Annotated in this window: 12 protein-coding genes; 7 read left to right on the forward strand and 5 right to left on the reverse strand. The window is 74.0% G+C overall.

What is annotated here, in order from left to right; genetic code table 11:
* Positions 1-6: 6 nt before the first annotated feature.
* Entirely contained in the window at positions 7-1,248 is a 1,242-nt protein-coding gene (locus C892_RS0109910) for a sugar ABC transporter substrate-binding protein (RefSeq protein ID WP_017557051.1), read from the reverse strand.
* A gap of 393 nt (positions 1,249-1,641) precedes the next feature.
* Entirely contained in the window at positions 1,642-3,309 is a 1,668-nt protein-coding gene (locus C892_RS0109915) for a glycoside hydrolase family 13 protein (RefSeq protein WP_017557052.1), read from the reverse strand.
* Between the two features lie 112 nt (positions 3,310-3,421).
* Between C892_RS0109915 and C892_RS0109920 the strand changes: the two genes are divergently transcribed.
* Positions 3,422-4,480, forward strand: a complete 1,059-nt coding sequence (locus C892_RS0109920; protein WP_017557053.1) for a LacI family DNA-binding transcriptional regulator — start codon at positions 3,422-3,424, stop codon at positions 4,478-4,480.
* 137 nt (positions 4,481-4,617) lie between these two features.
* Here the strand turns inward: C892_RS0109920 and lepA are convergent, their stop codons facing one another.
* Positions 4,618-6,459, reverse strand: coding sequence for a translation elongation factor 4 (lepA, locus tag C892_RS0109925; RefSeq protein ID WP_017557054.1), 1,842 nt, complete (start codon positions 6,457-6,459; stop codon positions 4,618-4,620).
* Between the two features lie 199 nt (positions 6,460-6,658).
* Here lepA and C892_RS0109930 point away from each other — a divergent pair, with 199 nt between their 5' ends.
* From C892_RS0109930 to holA, 6 genes are all read left to right on the forward strand, one after another.
* Positions 6,659-7,675: a hypothetical protein gene (locus C892_RS0109930; protein WP_017557055.1), complete on the forward strand. Its 1,017-nt coding sequence runs from the start codon at positions 6,659-6,661 to the stop codon at positions 7,673-7,675.
* Between the two features lie 201 nt (positions 7,676-7,876).
* Positions 7,877-8,143 (forward strand): 30S ribosomal protein S20, encoded by a 267-nt coding sequence (gene rpsT, locus C892_RS0109935; RefSeq protein ID WP_017536706.1) that lies wholly within the window; start codon positions 7,877-7,879, stop codon positions 8,141-8,143.
* 283 nt (positions 8,144-8,426) lie between these two features.
* Entirely contained in the window at positions 8,427-9,434 is a 1,008-nt protein-coding gene (locus C892_RS0109940; protein ID WP_239647327.1) for a phosphotransferase, read from the forward strand.
* A 695-nt stretch (positions 9,435-10,129) separates the two neighbouring features.
* Positions 10,130-10,933: a ComEA family DNA-binding protein gene (locus C892_RS0109945; RefSeq protein ID WP_017557056.1), complete on the forward strand. Its 804-nt coding sequence runs from the start codon at positions 10,130-10,132 to the stop codon at positions 10,931-10,933.
* Between the two features lie 453 nt (positions 10,934-11,386).
* Positions 11,387-13,852: a ComEC/Rec2 family competence protein gene (locus C892_RS0109950; RefSeq protein WP_017557057.1), complete on the forward strand. Its 2,466-nt coding sequence runs from the start codon at positions 11,387-11,389 to the stop codon at positions 13,850-13,852.
* A 485-nt stretch (positions 13,853-14,337) separates the two neighbouring features.
* Entirely contained in the window at positions 14,338-15,312 is a 975-nt protein-coding gene (gene holA / locus C892_RS0109955; protein WP_017557058.1) for a DNA polymerase III subunit delta, read from the forward strand.
* Positions 15,313-15,485: 173 nt separating this feature from the next.
* On the opposite strand, the gene C892_RS0109960 is transcribed toward holA, so the two are convergent.
* On the reverse strand, positions 15,486-16,694 hold the full coding sequence (locus C892_RS0109960) for an amidohydrolase family protein (RefSeq protein WP_017536711.1): 1,209 nt from the start codon (positions 16,692-16,694) through the stop codon (positions 15,486-15,488).
* 339 nt (positions 16,695-17,033) lie between these two features.
* Entirely contained in the window at positions 17,034-18,551 is a 1,518-nt protein-coding gene (gene hflX / locus C892_RS0109965; protein ID WP_026124271.1) for a GTPase HflX, read from the reverse strand.
* Positions 18,552-18,830: the final 279 nt, after the last annotated feature.

An 18,830-nucleotide genomic window follows, 5' to 3' on the forward strand; every position in this document is an offset into this window, starting at 1 on the left:
ACCGGATCAACCGATCTGCTCGGAGATGGCCTTCTCGGCGGAGGCGACGGCCTGCTCGGGGTCCTCGCCGCCGATGACCGCCGCCTGGGCCTTGCCGAAGGGGTCCCAGATCGCGCTCATCTCCGGGATGACCGGCATCGGCTCGGCGTCCTCGGCCGCCTCCATCATCGCGGCCAGGTCCGGGTCGTCGGCCTCGGCGGCCTCGAAGACCTCCACCAGCGCCGGCGGGCGCGGGTCGGCCTCGTACAGGGCGGTGGCCAGCTCGGGCTGGGCCACGTTGTTGACGATGAACTCCTCGGCCAGGACCTTGTTCTCGCCGCCGGAGGCGACGAAGAAGCTCTGCGCGCCCAGGAAGGGCCGTGCCTCGCCCATGCCCTCGAAGCCGGGCACCGGGGAGATCGCGTAGTCGACCTCGGCGTCCTTGACGGCCGCCAGCGACCAGGGGCCGGTGATGAAGTAGGGGGTCTGGCCGCGCTCGAAGAGGGAGCCCACGTTGTCGGAGTCGATCGAGCGCTTGAGCACGCCCTCGCCCTCCTCGCCGAGCTCGGCGATCTTCTCCATGGCCTCGACCGACTCGGGGGTGCCCACGCCCAGGTCGGAGGGGTCGGGGTCGCCCTCGTCGTCGGTGCCGAACAGGTAGCCGCCGGCCGAGGTGTACAGCGGCTGCAGGTGGAAGGGGTCGCCGGTCTGGCTGACCTGGACCCCCAGGGCCTCCTCGACGTCGCCGTCGTCCTTGAGCGCCGTTCCGGTCTCCACCAGCTCCTCCATGGTGGCGGGCGCGTCGGGGGCGAGCTCGGTGTTGCGGAGGAGCATCAGGGACTCCATCGCGTAGGGGACGCCGTAGAGCCGGCCCTGGTAGGTGACCGCGTCGATGGCGCCCGGGTCGAACCGCTCCTGGGCGTCCCCGGGAAGCTGCACCGGGTCGATGGAGCCGTTCTGCACCAGGTTGCCGATCCAGTCGTGCGCGCCGACGAGGATGTCGGGGCCGGACCCGGCCTCGTGGGCGGTGACGAAGTCGCCCTGGATGTCGTCGACGGGGAGCGACTGCACGTCGACCTGGACCCCGTTGGCCTGGCCGAACTCCTCGGCGAAGGGGGCCAGGACGTCGGTGCGCTCGGGGTCGGCCCAGATGACCAGGGTGCCCGCGGCCTCGTCGGCGGTCTCGGCTCCGCCGGAGCAGGCGGTCGCCGCCAGGGCGAGGGCCGCGGCGCCGGCGAGCGCGCGCGGGGGTGCGGTTCTCGGTCGCATGGGGGTTCTCCTCGTCTCGGCCGCCTCCGCCGGAGGCGGCGGTCGGGGGTGATGGAGGGCGGGGGCCGGGGCGGTGCGGACGCCCCTGCCGCGAGGGCGGGGCTGGGCGCCGTCCCTGTGACCTCCCCTACTTTCGGCAAGATCTGCAAGATTTTGCAGTCTTTTTCCATCACAATCCGGAAACATCCTCGAAATCCGGGCGTCGTCTTGCGTTCGCGCCTTCCACGCAGAACCGCCCGGGTACCCGGCCGCGGACACGCCGACGAGGGAGGCGGCACCCACCGCCCCCCTCGCAAGGGTTTCTTCACTTTCCGGCGCCGCTCACCGTCCGGCGCCGGGCGGCTCCGCCCTCCCGCTCAGACGGACTGCCGCCCAGGGTCCTCGGATACGCGCTCAGGCGCCCGGGACGAACCAGACCCCGGTGTCCGGAGGGAGCACCAGCGCCCCGTCCCGGCCCTCGACACCGCCGCCGGACAGCAGGACCTCGCCCACCCCGTCCAGCTCGACGGGGGCCGCGGACATGTTGACCGCACAGGCGAAGCGCTCCCCCCTCCGGAAGCGCAGCACCCCGCGGGGCGCCGTCTCCCACTCCAGGCCGTCCTCGCCCGGGGACGCGGCCACCACCTCGCGGCGCAGCCGCAGCGCCTCGGTGTACAGCGCCAGGACCGACCCGGGGTCCTCGCGCTGGGCCTGCCGGCTCAGACCGGCCCACTCCGAGGGGACCGGGAGCCAGGGCCGGCTGCCCTGCGGGCCGAAGCCGTAGGGGGCCTCCCCTCCCTCCCAGGGCAGCGGCACCCTGCACCCGTCGCGCCCGCGCTCGGTGCGCCCCGACCGTTCCCACGTCGGGTCCTGCAGGGCCTCCTCCGGAAGGTCGGTGACCTCCGGCAGTCCCAGCTCCTCCCCCTGGTACAGGTAGGCCGACCCCGGGAGGCCCAGGGTGAGCAGCGCGGCCGCCCGCGCGCGCTTGAGGCCGCCCTCGGGCCCGCCGAAGCGGGTGCGGTGGCGCGTCACATCGTGGTTGGACAGCACCCACGTGGTGGGCGCCCCGACCTTTCCGTTGGCGGCGAGGGTCGCGTCGACGACCCGCGCGACCTCAGCGGGGTCCCATCCGGCCCCCAGGTACTCGAAGTTGAAGGCCTGGTGCAGCTCGTCGGGCCGGATGTAGCGGGCCACCCGCTCGGAGTCCTCCACCCAGGCCTCGGCCACGAGCGCCCGCTCGCCCGGGTAGGAATCGGCGATCTGCCGCCACTTGCGGTAGATCTCGTGCACCCCGTCCTGGTCGAAGTAGGGCAGCCGGGTGGAGCCGTCCAGCAGGTCGGGCTTGGCGCCGTCGTCGATGTCGGGGAGTGCGGGGTCCTTGACCATCCCGTGCGCCACATCGATGCGGAACCCGTCCACGCCCCGGTCGAGCCAGAACCTGAGCACGTCCTCGAACTCGGCGTGCACCTCGGGGTGGGTCCAGTCCAGGTCGGGCTGCTCGGGGGCGAACAGGTGCAGGTACCACTCCTCGGGCGTGCCGTCGGGACGCTTGAGCCGCGTCCAGGCCGGGCCGCCGAAGATGGAGCGCCAGTTGTTCGGGGGGAGCTCCCCGTCCGCCCCCTTGCCGGGGCGGAAGATGTAGCGCGCGCGCTCGGGCGAGCCGGGCCCGGCGGCCACGGCCGCGTCGAACCACCGGTGCGCCGAGGAGGTGTGGTTGGGCACGACGTCGATGATCACCCGCAGGCCCAGGCCGTGCGCGGTCTCGACCATGGCGTCGAAGTCCTCGAGCGTCCCGAAGCGCGGGTCGACGTCGCGGTAGTCGGCCACGTCGTACCCGCCGTCGGCCAGCGGGGACACGTAGAAGGGGGTGAGCCAGACGGCGTCCACGCCCAGCTCGGCCAGCTCCGGCAGGCGGCGCCGGACGCCGCGCAGGTCGCCGTCGCCGTCGCCGTCGGAGTCGGCGAAGCTGCGGACGTAGATCTGGTAGATCGCGGCGTCGCGCCACCACTCGGAGCGGCCCGCGGACGTCGCGGGGGCCGCGCCCGGTGCGCGGGAGGCCTGGGGTGCAGGGGACTGCGGCATGCGGGGGTACCTCCACGTTGACCCGGATGGTGCTGAGGCTCTGCAAGAGCTTGCGCAATATTACCCAGATCTTGCGGAGAGATGTCGAAGAATCTGCATTAGAGTGCTGCCCATGGCTCCACGACTGACCGACATCGCCCGGCACGCGGGCGTCAGCGAGGCGACCGTCTCGCGCGTGCTGAACGACAAGCCGGGGGTGGGGGCCGAGACCCGGCGGGCGGTGCTGACCGCGTTGGACGTGCTGGGCTACGAGCGCCCCGCGCGGCTGCGCCGGCGCTCGGCCGGGCTGGTCGGGATGGTCGTTCCCGAGCTGGACAACCCCGTCTTCCCGATGTTCGCCCAGGAGGTGGAGAAGGTCCTGGGGCAGCACGGGTACACCCCCGTGCTGGGCACCCAGACCCCCGGCGGCAACACCGAGGACGAGTACGTGGAGATGCTGCTGGAGCGCAACGTCGCCGGCATCATCTTCGTGTCCGGGCTGCACGCCGACACCACCGCCGACCACGACCGCTACCGCCGCCTGGTCTCCCGCGGGCTGCCCATCGTGCTGGTCAACGGGTACGCCGAGGACGTGCCGGCCGCCTTCGTCTCCTGCGACGAGCACGAGGCCGCGCGGCAGGCCGTGGACCACCTGGCCACCCTCGGCCACACCCGGATCGGGTTCGCCAGCGGCCCCGAGCGCTTCGTGCCGGTCAAGCGGCGCCGGGAGGGCTACCGCGCGGCGATGCTGCGCCACGGGCTCGACCCCGAGTCCCTGGTGACGCTGGCCCAGTACGGCGTCGAAGGGGGCTACGCCGCGGCGGTGCGGCTGCTGCGCGAAGGGGCGACCGCCCTGGTGTGCGGGTCGGACCTGATGGCCCTGGGGGCGATCCGCGCCGCCCGCCAGCGCGGGCTGTCGGTGCCGCGGGACTTCTCCGCGGTCGGCTTCGACGACTCCCAGCTCATCGCCTTCACCGACCCGCCGCTGACCACGGTCCGCCAGCCCGTCAAGGCCATGGCCCACGCGTCGGTGCGCAGCCTGACCGATGCCATCAACGGGCACGCCGTCTCCCACGACGAGTACCTGTTCGACCCGGAGCTGGTCGTCCGCGCCTCGACCGCGGTCCCGCCCGCGACGGCCCGCCGCACGGCCGCCGCGCCGGCGGCGGCCGGCCCCGGGACGGGCGCCTAAGGGCCGCCCGCATCCCGTTGATCTCGGGGAAGTCGGGGGTGTACCAGCCGGTACAAGGCCGACTTCCCCGAGATCAACGCGGGGAAGGACCGCGCCGGGCGATGCGGCGGCACCCAGGCGGCCCCTCCTGCCGGGGGCTACTTCTTCTTCGCATCCTCCTTGGGATCCGAACCGGTGGACAGCGCGGAGATGAAGGCCTCCTGGGGGACCTCGACGCGGCCCACCATCTTCATGCGCTTCTTGCCCTCCTTCTGCTTCTCCAGCAGCTTGCGCTTACGGCTGATGTCGCCGCCGTAGCACTTCGAGAGCACGTCCTTGCGGATCGCGCGGATGTTCTCACGGGCGATCACCCGGGAGCCGATGGCGGCCTGGACCGGGATCTCGTACTGCTGCCGGGGGATCAGCTCGCGCAGCTTCTTGGTCATCTCCGTGCCGTAGGCGTAGGCGTGCTCCCGGTGCACGATCGCCGAGAAGGCGTCGACGGTCTCCCCCTGCAGCAGGATGTCGACCTTGACCAGGTCCGCGGACTGCTCCCCGGAGGTGTCGTAGTCCAGCGAGGCGTACCCCTTGGTGCGGGACTTGAGCTGGTCGAAGAAGTCGAAGACGATCTCGGCCAGGGGCAGCATGTAGCGCATCTCCACCCGGTCCTCGGACAGGTAGTCCATACCGAGGAGGGAGCCGCGCCGCCCCTGGCACAGCTCCATGATCGCCCCCACGTAGTCGGAGGGCGAGAGCAGCGTGGCCTTCACGACCGGCTCGAAGACCTGGTCGATCTTGCCCTCGGGGAACTCACTGGGGTTGGTCACCGTGTGCTCGGTGCCGTCCTCCATGACCACCCGGTAGATGACGTTGGGCGCGGTGGAGATGAGCGCCAGGTCGAACTCGCGCTCCAAGCGCGCGCGGGTGATCTCCAGGTGGAGCAGCCCGAGGAAGCCGCAGCGGAAGCCGAAGCCGAGCGCTGCGGAGGTCTCCGGCTCGAACACCAGGGACGCGTCGTTGAGCTGGAGCTTCTCCAGGGCATCGCGGAGGACCGGGTAGTCGGTGCCCTCGATGGGGTACAGCCCGGAGAAGACCATCGGCTTGGCCTCCTGGTAGCCGGGCAGCATCTCGGTGGCGCCCTTGGCCGCGGAGGTGATGGTGTCACCGACCTTGGACTGGCGGACGTCCTTCACACCGGTGATGATGTAGCCGACCTCGCCCACGCCCAGGCCCGCGACCTTGGTGGGCTCGGGCGAGATGACGCCGACCTCCTGCATCTCGTGAGTGGCGCCGGTCGACATCATCGTGATGCGCTCGCGGGAGCTCAGCGCCCCGTCCACGACCCGCACGTAGGTCACCACGCCGCGGTAGGTGTCGTAGACCGAGTCGAAGATCATCGCGCGCGCGGGGGCGTCGGCGTCGCCCTCCGGCGGCGGGACCTGGCGGACCAGCTCGTTGAGGAGCTCCTCGACCCCCTCGCCGGTCTTGGCGCTGACCTTGAGCACGTCGGAGGGCTCACAGCCGATGATCCCGGCGAGCTCCTCGGCGTACTTCTCCGGCTGGGCGGCCGGCAGGTCGATCTTGTTCAGGACCGGGATGATCGCGAGGTCGTTCTCCAGGGCCATGTAGAGGTTGGCCAGGGTCTGGGCCTCGATGCCCTGGGCGGCGTCGACCAGCAGGATGGTGCCCTCGCAGGCCGCCAGGGAGCGGGAGACCTCATAGCTGAAGTCGACGTGCCCGGGGGTGTCGATCAGGTTCAGCACGTAGGTCCGGTCGTCGAGCGCCGTGAAGGGGAGGCGGACGGCCTGCGACTTGATCGTGATGCCGCGCTCGCGCTCGATGTCCATGCGGTCCAGGTACTGGGCGCGCATCTGGCGATCCTCGACGATGCCGGACAACTGGAGCATGCGGTCGGCCAGCGTCGACTTGCCATGGTCGATGTGCGCGATGATGCAGAAGTTCCGGATCAGCGCGGGATCGGTCCGTTTCGGCTGTGCCACCGTGCTCCGTTCACCTTGGTCGTCGGTAGAGGGACAGCGCGCGCGGGCGCGTGAGCGGCCGTGCTGCGCGGGTATCGCCCTCCATGATCCCATGTCCACCGGCGGCCGGGACCTCGGCGGCCCTGCGGGCGGTGCGGATCCCAGGGCGTAGGGCGTACAGGTCTCAGGCTATGCGACGGCGGGAGAACGGGGGACATCGGTGAAGTGGCTGCTGAAGCGCGTCGCCGCGGGTGTGGCGGCGCTGCTGGTCGTGGTGGTGGCGGCCGGGGCGCTTCTGGGCATGAGGTTCTCCGGGGACAAGGCCGATTGGGCCGCCGGGAACGGCGGGGACGCCGCCTGGCTGTCGGACCGGTGGCTGACCGGGGAGGCCGGGGCCGAGGAGCGTGGCGCGCTCAAGGCGCGCGTCGAGCAGGGTGAGATCGGCGAGCTGTACGTTCTGGCGGGCGAGATCGACGCGGACGGCGCGGTGACGGGCGCCGGCGGATCGGACGGCGCCGCCGGCTTCCTCGAATGGGCCGGACAGGAGCTGCCCGAGGTGCGGGTCCTGGCGTGGCTGCGGCACCGGGCCGAAGGCTCGTCCCTGGTCGAGGACCGCTTCGACGAGCAGGCACGGACCGAGCTGTCGTCGGCGGCGGGCGCCATGGCCGACGCCGGGTTCGCCGGGGTGCACCTGGACGTGGCGCCGGTGTCGGTGAACGACCCGTCGTATCCGGGACTGCTCGAACAGGTCGGGGAGGAGATCGGGGACGACGCGGTGCTGTCCGTGCAGGCGCTCCCGGTGGAGCTGGTGCCGGGGCTGCGCGTCCCCTACTTCGCGATCGACCGGGGCGAACGGTACTGGTCGAAGGGGTACCTCAGGCGCGTCGCGGAGCGCGCGGACGTCGTCGTCGTTCCGGGGCACGGGTCGGGGATGCCGGTCGGGTCGATGTACGGCGGGTACATGGTGCGCCAGGTCGAGGAGACTGCGGAGGCCCTGGACACCGAACGCACCGAGGACACGGCGGTACGGTTCGGCGTGCCGACCTATGGGGACGAGCGTTGGGGCCCTGAGGCCGGGAGCGAGGACGCCTCCACGGCCGTTGAGGCCGTGCGGATCGGAATGACCAGGGCGGGCATGCGCGATACGGACGCCGGGGTGGCCCTGTACCTGCTCGACACCGCCTCGGACGAGGACTGGGACGCCTATGTGGCCGGCTGGGCGTCGCCGTCCGGCTGACCCCCGGGCGGACGGTCGGAAGCACTCCCCCGGACGTTGCATAATGGAAGTCCGTGTCTCGGACGTTCCACGTTCGTTTGAGCCCTTCGGTCTCATACACCCGGTGCCGGTCCGGGCCCGGCCCTCCGCGGAACGGCTGCCCGCGGTCGGGGTCGAGCGTCAGGACCCACCACCCGAAATTTCACTGGAGCACGTTTTCGCATGGCGAACATCAAGTCGCAGAAGAAGCGCATCCGGCAGAACGAGAAGGCTCGTCTGCGCAACCGCTCGGTCAAGTCGTCCCTGAAGACGGCCGTCCGCCGGTTCCGTGACGCCGCCGACGCCGGAAACGTGGAGCAGGCCGTCGTCCTGCAGCGCGCCGCCGCCCGCCAGCTGGACAAGGCCTCCAGCAAGGGCGTCATCCACAAGAACCAGGCCGCGAACCGCAAGAGCGCCATCGCCAAGCGCCTGGAGCAGCTCCAGAAGTAGGCAGGGCGCCCGGTCGCCGGCCGGAAGCGTGAAAAGCGGGCCGTCCCCTCGGGGACGGCCCGCTTTTCTCGTTCCCGCGCGGCTCCGTCGGCCACCGGGCGCCGGGCCTGCCCTGCGGCACAGGCCATCGGGGGCGGCGCCCGGCCGCTCCCCCGTGCGAGGCCCGCGGCACGGACTCCCCGAACCGGTCGGCCGCCCCGTCGCCGGGCGCGAATCGGACCGCCCCGTGACGTGCCCCACCGGACCCGGGACGCGGGGCGGTTCCTGATCTAGCGTGGTCGTCGTGGACGGTGTCGACTACGCCTCACTCCGCCTGGCCCTGTGGGAGGACCCGGGGCCGCGGGGCGAGGTCACCGCTTGGGTGGAGGGCAGGCTCGCCGAGCGCGGCGGACGGGTGCTGCCGGTGCCGCCGCGGGTACGGGTGCGGCCCTGGTCCACCACGGCCCGCTTCGCCACCACGCTGGGCACCGTGTGGTTCAAGGCGGGGGCGCCGGGCGCCGACTTCGAGGCGGCCCTGGCCGGCGCGCTGCACGCCTGGGCGCCGGGACGGGTGCTGACCCCGATCGCGGTGGACGCCAAACGCGGGTGGGCCCTGCTGCCCGACGGCGGGCCGCCGCTGGTGGACCTGCTGGGGCGGTCGCGGGACCTGAGCATGTGGGGGTCGGTCCTGCGGGCCTACGCCCAACTGCAGCGGGCTCTGGTGGGGCGGGTGCGGGACATGCTCGCGCTGGGCGTGCCCGACCTGCGGCCGGCGAGGCTGGGAACGCTGCTGGACGAGCTGCTGGCGGACCGGGGCGTGTCCGCGCAGCTGGGGCCGGCGCGCACGGACGTGGAGGCGTTCCGCCCGGAGTTCGAGCGCATCCGGGCCCGGCTGGCGTCCTCGGCCGTGCCGCCGTCGCTGGACCACTCGGACCTGAACATGGGCAACGTGTTCCTGCTGGAGGGCGGGTACCGCTTCGTGGACTGGGGGGACGCCTCGGTGGCGCACCCGTTCACGAGCCTGCTGGTGCCGCTGCGCTTCGCGGCCGCCGAGTACGGCGCGTCCCCCGCCGAACTGGAGCGCCTGCGCGACGCCTACCTGGAGCCGTGGAGCGACACGGGATCGATGCCCGAGCTGCGCGACGAGGCCCAGGCGGCGCTGCGGCTGGGCCCGGTGTCCCGCGCGCTGGCCTGGGGGCGGGTGTTCCCCGAACTGGGCCCGCAGGTGCGGCGGGCCCGCGACGCGAGCATGGCGGCCTGGCTGCGCACCCTGGCCACCGGCGACCTCGGGGTCCCCTTCCGCGACGCCTGACCCCGGCGGATCCGAACGGGCGGGCAGACCAACCGGCGGCGCTGGCGCGACCGCGTCGGGCTCGGCGCCGAGTCGATCCGAGCCGAGGCCGTGCTCGACCATGGGCCGTCCAGCACGTCCGTATAGACCGCGCACGGACGGGCATCCTCGTCACCTCGTTCGCTCTCCCGGATATGGCCTCCGAATCAGTGGCCTCATCCGGCGACGACATGAGGATCATCTCGAACCCTGCGGCCCCCGAGGGAAGCGGTGGCGCACTCCCGGGAGGCGGTCGCGCGTCCACGGTTGTCCACAGCGGGGAGATCCGCGCCCCGATCGGCGCGCGGGCGGCCCACTCTGGCCCCATGTCTCCGCTCCGCGGCCGAGGCCGCCACTCCGATTCCCGCGACAAGGCGAGTGACCGCCTCCGCGCGGTCACGAGCGCCCGGACCGCCCCGCCCGCTCCCCCTGCGGCCGGGCCGGCGGCTCCCCTTTCCGACGATCCCGCCACCGCAGCCACCGCCGCCACCGAGCCCACGGCCCGGCCGGCCCCTCCCCGCGATCCCCCCGACGAGGACGCCGTCTCCGGGATCGACGTGCCCGCGCCGCCCTACGCGGTCCCCGTCGACCGGCCCGGTGCCGCCGCCCCCGCTCCCGGCCCTCGGCCGTCGCCCCGCCGCCGGCGGGCCCCTGCCCCCGGGCCTGCCCCCGGACCTGTGTCCGAGGAGGGGTCGCTCCCCCGCGGCTACGCCGAAGTCGCGCCGCCGCCCCTGCGGCCGTCACTGACCGAGCTGCTCGCCGAACGCCTCCAGCTCAGCGCCCCGGACGGCCGGGCCCGGCTGAGCAGGGCGGGTCTCGGCGGACTGCTGCTCGTCTGCGTCGCGGCGGTGGCGGTGACCGCCTGGTTCGCCCTGGGCGGTGCACCCACCGGCGATCCCGCACCCCGCCTCCAGGCGGACGCCGCGGCCGCGCCTTCCCCCTCCGGGGCCGATGCCCCCGCCGCGAGCGGTCGGCCGCCGGACGAGGGCCCCGCGGCGGGAACCCCCGGTGCGGCCGCGCCGCAGGGGGAGGTCACCGTGCACGTCGGCGGGGACGTGCAGGAGCCGGGGGTGGTGACGCTGCCCGCCGGATCGCGCGTGGCCGACGCGATCGAGGCGGCGGGCGGGGTGGCCGACGGGGCCGGGACCGGGACCCTGAACCTGGCGCGCCCGCTGGCCGACGGCGAGCAGATCCTCGTCGGTGAGGAGTACGAACAGTCCCCGCCGGGCACCGCTCCCCCGGCCCCGAAGGCAGGGGCGGAGGCACCGGCGGAGGCCCCGATCGACCTGAACACGGCGACTCAGGAGCAGCTCCAGGAACTCCCCGGCGTGGGCCCGGTGCTGGCCGAGCGCATCATCGCCTTCCGCACCCAAAACGGAGGATTCACGTCGGTGGAACAGCTCCAGGGCGTGTCGGGCATCGGCGAGAAGCGCTATGCGGAACTCAAGGACCTGGTCCAGGTCGGGGTCCCGCCACCGTGACCGGGCCCCGCCCGTCGGAGTGCCGTGGCCGTTGGACGGACGGGGTACCCGTGGGGCGCGCCAGCCACAGCGCCCGGGCACGGCCCTCGTCGCGCTCCCCACAGTCGACGGCCCACCCAGGCGGAGTCCCCGTCCATCCCTTCCACCTGTGGGGGCACGGCGGCCCTGCGATGACCACGTGAGCGGGGCATCGACCACCAGGTGGTCCGCATCGCCACGTCGGGTGCGCGGCGCGAGCGGTGTAGCGCTCCGGCCCGCGCACAGCGTCCGGGCCACCGCCCTGAGCCGCAGGGCATCCGGGCGCATGGCCGCACACCGGCCATGAGCGCCCTTCGCCGTGCCCGAAGCCGCTTCAGCGCTCCCTCATCGACCTTCTACGACCCCGGTGGTTTCGCTCGCCAGTCTCCTCCGGGGGCTCTGTTCCCCTTGGCCCGCCCGTTCTCAGGAGGCCTCATGCGGACGTCGCTGCTCTTCGGGACCGATGCTCCCGATGCGCCCGGCTCCGACGGGGAGGTGCGCGCCGTCGACCTCCGACTCGTCGCGCCGGCCGTGGGAGCCTGGGTCACGGCCGCCCTCCTCATCGGCGGGGGCGCCGCCGTCGCCACGGGAGCCTCCGTCCTGCTCACGGCCGCCGCCGGAGCGGCCCTGCTCCGGCTCCGGCGCCCCGCCCCGGGGACGCCCGCCCCGGGGACGCCCGCCCTGGCCGCCCTGGCCGCACTGCTCGCCTGCTGCGCCGCGTCCGCCGTGGCCTGCGCCGGTCGGCTCGCCTCCGTCGAGGCCTCCCCCGTCACCGCGCTCGCCGCGCGCGAGGCCACCGCCGAGCTGGAGGTCGAGGTGTCCGAGCCCCCGCGCCCCAAGGCCGGCGCCGCGGCCGGCGACGAGGCGCGCCCCGACGCGGAGCGGCACGTCGTCCGGGCCATGACCGTGGCCGTGCTGCGCCCCGACCGGCCCCGCCACGCCACCCGCGTCCCCGTCGTCCTCGTCGCCTCCGGCCCCGGCTGGGGCGCCCTGCTCCCCGGGCAGCGCGTGCGGACCTCGGGCGCGGTGGTCCCCGCCGACGGCGGCGGCCCCGTCCGCGCCCTGGTCCTGGTCCGGGGGCCGCCGCACGGCGTCCGGCCGGCGCCCGCCGCCCAGGCCTGGGCCGAGCACGCCCGCGAGCGCCTGCGCGCCGCCTCCTCCGGGCTGCCCTCCCCCGCCGACACCCTGCTGCCGGCGTTCGTGGCCGGGGACGCCGCGCGCGTGCCCTCCTCGGTCGTGGAGGACTTCCGCGCCTCCGGGACGACCCACCTGATGGTCGTCTCCGGCACCCACCTGGCCGTGCTCACCGGATCCGCCCTGGCCCTGGCACGGTGGGCGCGCCTGCCTCCGTGGGCCGCCGCGCTCGCCGCGGCCGCGCTCATCGCCGCCATGCTCCTGGTCGCCGGGCCGCGCCCCAGCGTGCTGCGCGCCGCGCTGATGGCGCTGATCGCCCTCTCCGCCCTCGCCGCAGGCCGCCCCCGCACCGGGCTGGCCGCGCTGGCGGCCGCCGTCCTGGCGCTGGTGCTGTTCGACCCCGCCCTGGCCCGCGCCTACGGCTTCGCCCTGTCGGTCCTGGCCACCGGCGGCATCATGGTGCTCGCCCCGCGCTGGAGCCGCACGCTGCACGGCCTGCGGCCCCGTGCGCTCCGGCCTCCCCGGTGGGTCGCCGAGGCGGCCGCAGTGGCCCTGGCCGCCCACGTGGCCTGCCTGCCGGTGCTGGTGCTGCTGCGCCCCGAGGTGGGCTGGGCGGCGGTGCCCGCGAACATCGCGGCCACCCCTCTCGTCCCCGTCGCCATGGCAGGCGGGTTCGCGACCGCGGTCGCGGCTCTGCTCTGGCCTCCGGTCGCCGCGCTCCTGGCCTGGGTGCCCGGGCTGGCGGTGCTGGCCGTCGCCGCGATCGCCCGCGCTGTGGCCTCCCTGCCCTTCACCGCCCTGCCCTGGCGCGGCGACGCCGTCGGCGCGCTGGTCCTGGCCGTGGTGGTCGCCGCCGTGCTCGTGCTGCGGGGCCGCGCCCGGCGCGGCCTCCTGGCCTCCCTCACCGCGGTCGGGGTCTGCTCGGCCGCCACCATGTGCGTGCTGAAGGGCTGGCCGCCGCAGGGGTGGGCCCTGGCGGCCTGCGACGTCGGGCAGGGGGACGCGCTGGCCCTGGCCACCGGGGACGGGCAGGCCGTGCTCGTGGACACCGGTGATGAAGGCGCCGGCGTCGACCGCTGCCTCGGGGACCTGGGCGTGGAGCACCTGTCGCTGCTGGTGCTCACCCACGCCCACGCCGACCACGCGGGCGACACGGTCGGCGCGCTGAAGGGCCGCGGCGCCCACGCCGTACTGGCGCCCGGCGGGTTCGGGGCCTCCTCGCCCGGCGAACACCTGCGCGCCGAAGAGATCCCGCTGCACGCCGCCGAATCGGGACAGGTGTGGGCCGCCGGCCCGTGGACCCTGACCGTGCTCTGGCCGGAAGGAGCACCGGGCGGTTCCCGGGAGAGCACCGGCGCCTCCGCTTCCGCGGGCGACAACGATCACAGCGTCGTCCTGCACGCGCGCTGGAGTCCGCCGCGCGGCGGGGACGCCCTCCCCATGACGGTCCTGCTCACCGGGGACATCGAGGAGCCGACGCAGCGCGCGCTGCTCGGCCGGCCGGACGCGCTCGCAGTCGACGTGCTCAAGACACCCCACCACGGGGCCAAGACACAGGAGAAGGCGTTCCTTGAGGCCACGGGCGCCCGTCTGGTCCTGACATCGGTGGGCGCGGACAACTCCTACGGCCACCCGTCACCGGAGACCCTGCGGGTGGTAGAGGGCCTCACCGGCGCGCACTACCGGACCGACCTGCAGGGCGATATCGCCGTCGTCCCGGGCCCTGAGGGGCCCGAAGCCTTCACCCGCGGACCGGACCGGCCATGAGCCCCGTTCGGGCCCACCGGCGCGACGCGGGCGGACGAGAGCGGTGGAGCACTGTGAGTCTTGGGGCGGCCCGTCTGGAACCGGGCGGTCAGAGGAGGAACCGGCCACCTCGGGCGACACGGTGCGCCATCGTCTCGACAGGGGCGGGGACGGGCGTTTGAACCGCGCCCTGCACATGGTCGCGGTAACCTGCGGCGACGTCGAGCGGCGCCGGGTCCGGGGGCGCACCACCGGGAACATCCGCAGGTGCCTCAACGCCGCCCGCGCATCACCGCCGCCTCATCGACGAGACGGAGGAGCGCCCGCCCAATCGCCCGTCGGGTGGTGATCCCCCCATTCTCGATACCCCTGAGCCACCCGGGGGACCGGGTCCGGGCTCCGTTCGCGCCGTGCCGTCGCCGCCCCCGGACCGTGAGAATCCCGGCCACCGAGCGCCGTCGCCGACTCCGGCCCGAACGGTCGCCGGTGCGTGGCATCCTGCTCGTATGGCTTCCGCGTCCGTCTCCCCGGTCACCCTCGTCGTCGGCGACGAGGAGCTGCTCGTCGACCGCGCCGTCGCCGAGCTGGTCGCCGCAGCCCGGGACGGCGACCCCGAGGTGGACGTGCACGACCTGGTGCCCGCGCAGGTCACCGTGGGCAAGCTGGCCGAGGCCGCCTCGCCCTCGCTGTTCGGCGAGCGCCGGGTGGTGGTGCTGCGCTCGTCCCAGGACCTGACCAAGGACCTGGCCGCGGAGGTCACCTCCTACCTCGAGGACCCGGCCGACGACGTGGTGCTGGTCCTGGTGCACGCGGGCGGGGCCAAGGGCAAGGCGCTGCTCGACGCCGCGAAGAAGGCCGGCGCCGCGCGCGTGGACTGCGCCAAGCCGACCAAACCCGCCGAGCGCCTGAAGTTCATCAAGGAGGAGTTCTCCCGGGGCGGCCGCCAGATCACGGCGGACGCCGCCCAGTCGCTCCTCGACGCCGTCGGCAACGACCTGCGGGAGATCGCGGCCGCCTGCACCCAGCTGATCGCCGACACCGAGGGGCGGGTGGACGCGGCCGCCGTCGCCCGCTACCACACCGGCAAGGCCGAGGCCTCGGGCTTCACCGTCGCCGACCGCGCGGTCGAGGGCCGCCTGCCCGAGGCGCTGGAGCAGCTGCGCTGGTCGCTGGCGGTGGGCACCGCGCCGGTCCTGATCAACAGCGCCCTGGCGGGCGCCGTGCGGGGCATCGCCGTGGCCGCCCAGCCGCCGCGCGGGGTGTCCGAGGCCGAGATCGCCAAGCGGGCCAAGGTCCCCCCGTGGAAGCTCAAGACCCTGCGCCAGCAGGCCCGCGGCTGGTCGCCCCAGGGCGTCGCGCGGGCCATGCGCGTGGTGGCCGAGACCGACGCCCTCATCAAGGGCGCGGGCCGCGACCCCGCCTATGCCCTGGAGCGCGCGGTCATCGAGATCGCCACCGCCCGCAGCGCCGGCCGGGGCTGAACGGGAACGGCCGGGGCCGGTACTGAGGATCGCCGTCGGCTCCGTGCGCGGCCGACGCTCTGCGATCCGCCCGACAGGGATCGGGGACGGTCATCGATCGTGGCGGAATCGCCACTCCAGGCCGCCGAGAGTGGTGATTCCGCCACTATCGATGGACGCAGGGGGCCGAGGGCTCAGCGGATCGTCTCGCCGCCCCGCCACACGCGCAGCGACTTCAGGCCGTAGGACCAGGCGAAGGCGCCTTCGTGGTCGGCGTCCCACTGGACGATGTCGGCGAACTTGCCCGGGGCCAGCACGCCGCGGTCGCCGCAGCCCAGGGCGTGGGCGCCGCCCGCGGTGGCCGCGCGCAGGGCCTCCAGCACGCTCATGCCGAACATGGCCACCGCGATCGACACCGCCAGCGGCAGCGACATCGCCCCGGCCTGGCCGGGGTTGTGGTCGGTGCCCAGCGCCACCGGGACCCCGTGGTCCAGCAGCGCCCGCACCGGCGGGCGGGTGCGCTCCATCAGCGACGTCGTCGGGCACACCACCACCGGCGTGGCGGTCTTGGCCAGCGCCAGCACGTCGTCCTCGTCGATCTCGTGCAGCAGGTCCACCGAGGTGCACTGCAGGTCCGCCGCCATCCGCACGGCGCCGTGCCGCGGCTTGGCGCAGGCGTGCAGGTGGGTGCGCAGCCCCGAGGCGCGCCCGGCCGACAGCAGGCGGTGCGCGTCCTCGGCGGTGAACTGGTGGTTGTCGCAGTACACGTCCATGCCCTCGGCGCCGGCCTGGGCCGCGTCGCCGAGCCAGGAGGCCACCGCCTCCACGTAGTCCTGCGGGCGGCCGAAGTACTCCGGCGGCACCGCGTGCGCGGCGAAGAAGGTGACGTGCAGCCGGGGCATGCCCGGCTCCTCCTCCAGGGTGCGCAGCAGCCGCACGTCGGCCAGCTCGCCGTCCCGGGTGAGGTGGTAGCCGGTCTTGGCCTCGACGGTGGTGCAGCCCGAGAGCACCCAGTACCGCAGCCGCTCGCGCACCGCGTTGCACAGCGTCCAGGGGTCGGTCCCGCGGGTCACGGTGACGGTGGAGGCCACCCCGCCGCCGACCCCGGCGATCTCGGACTTGGTGGCGCCGCCGGCGCGCATGGCCACCTCGGCGTAGCGGTTCCCGGCGTAGACCGGGTGGCAGTGGGCGTCGATCAGGCCCGGGGTGACCAGGCCCCCGCCGAGGTTGTCGACCTCGTCGACGTCGACGATGTCGTCGATCACCCCGGGCAGGCTCTGCGGGAGCTCGGCGGCGGGCCCGACCCAGGCCACGCGGTCGCCGTGCAGCAGCATGGCGGCGTTGCTGAGCAGGTCGGTGCCGGTCCACAGGCGCCCGATGTTGGTGAGCAGTCGCACGGTCATCGTCTCAGCGGCTCCCGCCCGAGATGCTCACGGCCGCGCCGCCGTGTCAGGGGCGGCGCTGCACGGTGAAGGGGAGGACATGGACGGACCTCGATCTCAGGTGGTCTTGGCCGGGGAGGCGGTGCGCACCGGGCGTCCGGCACCCGCCGCCAGTGTCCCAGAACGGTAGTTGATGCGCGGACGGCGTGTACACCTCCGCACCGCGAATCCGCCGCGGCGCACGGGCGCTCGGGCCCGGGAGGCACCTCCACGATAGAGCGAACGGCGGAGCCCCGCGCGGGGTTCCGCCGTTCACCGTTCTCGTCGTCCCCGGCCGGCCCGGCCGGGGAGCGCCGCAGGTCAGCTCAGGGCCACCTCGAAATCGCGCAGCTTGCCGGCGAGCAGCGCGGGCACCCAGGCGTGCAGGGCGGTGCCCTCGCCGGTGTGCTCCTCGGCGATGATCCGCCCCTCCTCGTGCACCCGGGAGACCAGGTCCCCCCGGTCGTAGGGCACCAGGACGCGGACCTCGTTCTGCAGCTCGGGCAGGGCGGCCGCGACCGCCTCGACCAGCCGGGGCACGCCGTCGCCGGTGCGGGCGGAGACCTCCACCGCGTCCGGCTCGCGGGTGCGCAGCCGCTTGAGCGCCACCGGGTCGGCGGCGTCGGTCTTGTTCAGCACCACGATCTCGGGCACGTCCTGGGCGCCGATGTCGGCGAAGACCTCGCGGACCGACGCCAGCTGCTGCTCGGGGTCGGGGTGCGAGGCGTCGACGACGTGCACGATCAGGTCGGCGTCGGCCACGTCCTCCAGGGTGGAGCGGAACGCCTCGACCAGCTGGTGCGGCAGGTGCCGGACGAACCCGACGGTGTCGCTGAGGGTGAACCCGCGCCCGTCGGGGGTGCGCGCCCGCCGGACCGTCGGGTCCAGGGTGGCGAAGAGCGCGTCCTCGACCAGTACCCCGGCCCCGGTCAGCCGGTTGAGCAGGCTGGACTTTCCGGCGTTGGTGTAGCCGGCGATGGAGACCGAGGGGACCTGCCGGGCGCGCCGCCGGTCGCGCTTGATCTCGCGCGCGGTGGACATCTGCGCCAGCTGGCGGCGCAGCTTGGCCATCTTGGTGTTGATCCGCCGCCGGTCGGTCTCGATCTTGGTCTCACCGGGACCGCGCAGGCCCACGCCTCCGTTGCCGCCGGCGCGGCCGCCGGCCTGCCGGGACAGCGACTGGCCCCAGCCGCGCAGCCGCGGCAGCAGGTAGTTGAGCTGGGCCAGCTCGACCTGGGCCTTGCCCTCGCTGCTGCGCGCGTGCTGGGCGAAGATGTCCAGGATCAGCGCGGTGCGGTCGATGACCTTGACCCGGACCGCCTCCTCCAGCTGGCGCAGCTGGCCGGGGGTGAGCTCCCCGTCGCAGATGACGGTGTCGGCGCCGGTGGCGGCGACCACCCCGGCGAGCTCCTCGGCCTTGCCGCGCCCGATGTAGGTGGCCGGGTCGGGCTTGGAGCGGCGCTGGGTCAGGCCCTCCAGGACCATGGCACCGGCGGTCTCGGCGAGCTGTTTGAGCTCGGTCAGCGAGTTGTCGGCGTCGGCCTGGGTGCCGCTGGTCCACACGCCGATCAGCACGACGTGCTCCAGCCGCAGCGACCGGTACTCGACCTCGGTGACGTCCTCGAGCTCGGTCGAGAGCCCGGCGACGCGGCGCAGCGCGTTGCGCTCCTCCAGGTCGAGCTGGCCGGGCTCGGGGTCGGTGGCCGGGCGCCCGCCCTCGGGCGCGAGCAGGTCCTCGGCGCCGACGGCGTCCGCGGTTCCCGCCTCACGGTCCTCCGCACCCCCGGGGCCGAAGCGGCCGTCCGTGGTGTCGGAGCCGTGTTCGTCAGCAGTACTCAATATCCCTCCAGCAGGAGCAACGTCGCGGTGGCGCCGGTTGTTCCCTGGGATGGTCGCACGGCACCGGGTCGTTGGCACCGGATTTTCACGCCGACGGGCACGACCGGGGCGCCGGGTCTCACTCCAGCCACAGGCAGAACACACCTTTTCTGCCGGTATCCGAAGCACCCACACCCCTTCCCTCGAAAACATTGCGAAGTTTACTCTCAGAGGAAGGTTTTCGGGCGTGTGAGAGGCTCACAACGTTGACCAGCGGCCCGACCGGAGAGTAGCGTCATA

This window comes from Nocardiopsis baichengensis YIM 90130 (genome assembly GCF_000341205.1).
Taxonomy (GTDB): Bacteria; Actinomycetota; Actinomycetes; order Streptosporangiales; family Streptosporangiaceae; genus Nocardiopsis_A; species Nocardiopsis_A halophila.

Bases quoted from the DNA above. Each gene is read 5' to 3' on its own strand.
- C892_RS0109910 (WP_017557051.1), bottom strand. From the start codon at position 1,248: ATGCGACCGAGAACCGCACCCCCGCGCGCGCTCGCCGGCGCCGCGGCC.
- C892_RS0109915 (WP_017557052.1), bottom strand. From the start codon at position 3,309: ATGCCGCAGTCCCCTGCACCCCAGGCCTCCCGCGCACCGGGCGCGGCC.
- C892_RS0109920 (WP_017557053.1), top strand. From the start codon at position 3,422: ATGGCTCCACGACTGACCGACATCGCCCGGCACGCGGGCGTCAGCGAG.
- rpsT (WP_017536706.1), top strand. From the start codon at position 7,877: ATGGCGAACATCAAGTCGCAGAAGAAGCGCATCCGGCAGAACGAGAAG.
- C892_RS0109950 (WP_017557057.1), top strand. From the start codon at position 11,387: ATGCGGACGTCGCTGCTCTTCGGGACCGATGCTCCCGATGCGCCCGGC.
- holA (WP_017557058.1), top strand. From the start codon at position 14,338: ATGGCTTCCGCGTCCGTCTCCCCGGTCACCCTCGTCGTCGGCGACGAG.
- C892_RS0109960 (WP_017536711.1), bottom strand. From the start codon at position 16,694: ATGACCGTGCGACTGCTCACCAACATCGGGCGCCTGTGGACCGGCACC.